At 47.9% G+C, this 1,210-nt stretch carries 1 protein-coding gene; it reads left to right on the forward strand.

All coding sequences use genetic code 11. The annotated features are described in order from the left end of the window. Positions 1-748: 748 nt before the first annotated feature. Positions 749-1,210, forward strand: a 462-nt coding sequence (locus tag IEY42_RS22095; RefSeq protein ID WP_268244287.1) for a reverse transcriptase domain-containing protein, incomplete at its 3' end; no start/stop codon positions are given.

Below are 1,210 nucleotides of genomic sequence, written 5' to 3' on the forward strand. Positions count from 1 at the left end.
TGAGGGGAAGATAATCCGAATGGCAAGGGCGTTGCTGGCCAACGGCAGGGTCTGAAGGAAGCCATAGGAAGTCAGAGACACACAACGTAAGTAAACCTGTTTCGGCTCATTAGGTGGGTTAGCGTGCAAAATAGCGCGAAGCCCAATACTCAGTCAGACCTAATGAGTGCTTGAGGGTGGCGTTTCTGACAGGGAGTCAGTGCAGTAACTGGGGAAGCCTGGCATCACATCCGGGCGAATGCCGGAAGCACAAGTTCAAGGTGAAAGCCAAGATTTGTGTTGGTGTGAGGTGGCAGATGAATCCGTAGTAGTGAGTAAGGCTCGGCCTGAGAAGCCCAGTAATGGTGTGGAGGAGAAAACTGAGCTGATCATCAGCATTGTGTCTGGTGGAGCACCTGCTTGTCAAAAGCAGTCAGGTGTTGCGAAGGGAGGAAGTATACTTTAAGTCTGTGATGAGCAGATGTTTTTTTTAGTGGTACACAAGCCGATTAGCTATCGGGGTATTCCGGACTGGAAAGCTTAGGAATAAGGATCTAGAACGAGAAACCGTACACGGGAGTAGCTCTGACTCACTTTAGTCAATTGCCATTGCGCTAGAAAGCTAAATAGCAGAACGAAACAGACCGACACAAAGAGAAAGCATCTTGTCCCCACACAGCACACAACCCAAGGGAAGAAGTTGAGAGTTTATTACAGCTTGTATGGTCATCTACTTAGTAAAGAGCGGCTATACAAAGGATTTAAAAAGGTGTGGAAAGCAAAAGGCGCGGCCGGAATAGATAGGCAGAGCCTGAGCAACTTCGTCTCAAATCTAAGTGATAACCTTGATCGGCTACTCTCTGAACTCAAAACCAAGCAATATAAGCCACAACCGGTAAGACGGGTAGAAATCCCGAAAGAAGGTGGTGGAGTGAGATTGCTCGGCATCCCGACAGTACGGGATAGAGTTGTCCAACAAACCCTGAATGACCTTTTAACCCCCATCTTCGAAGAGCAGTTCCATCCATCGAGTTTTGGATACCGGCCGAACCGAAGTTGTCACGATGCCATCAACAAAGCCACGATGTTTATCCGTCGTTACGACATGCAACATGTCGTGGATATGGACTTGTCAAAGTGCTTTGATAAGCTCGATCATGAGCTTATCTTGAGGAGTATCAGAAAGCGAGTCACTGACGGCAGCGTGCTGGAGCTGATAAATCAGTTCCTA

Source organism: Shewanella algicola, assembly GCF_014648035.1.
In the GTDB taxonomy this organism is placed as follows: domain Bacteria; phylum Pseudomonadota; class Gammaproteobacteria; order Enterobacterales; family Shewanellaceae; genus Shewanella; species Shewanella algicola.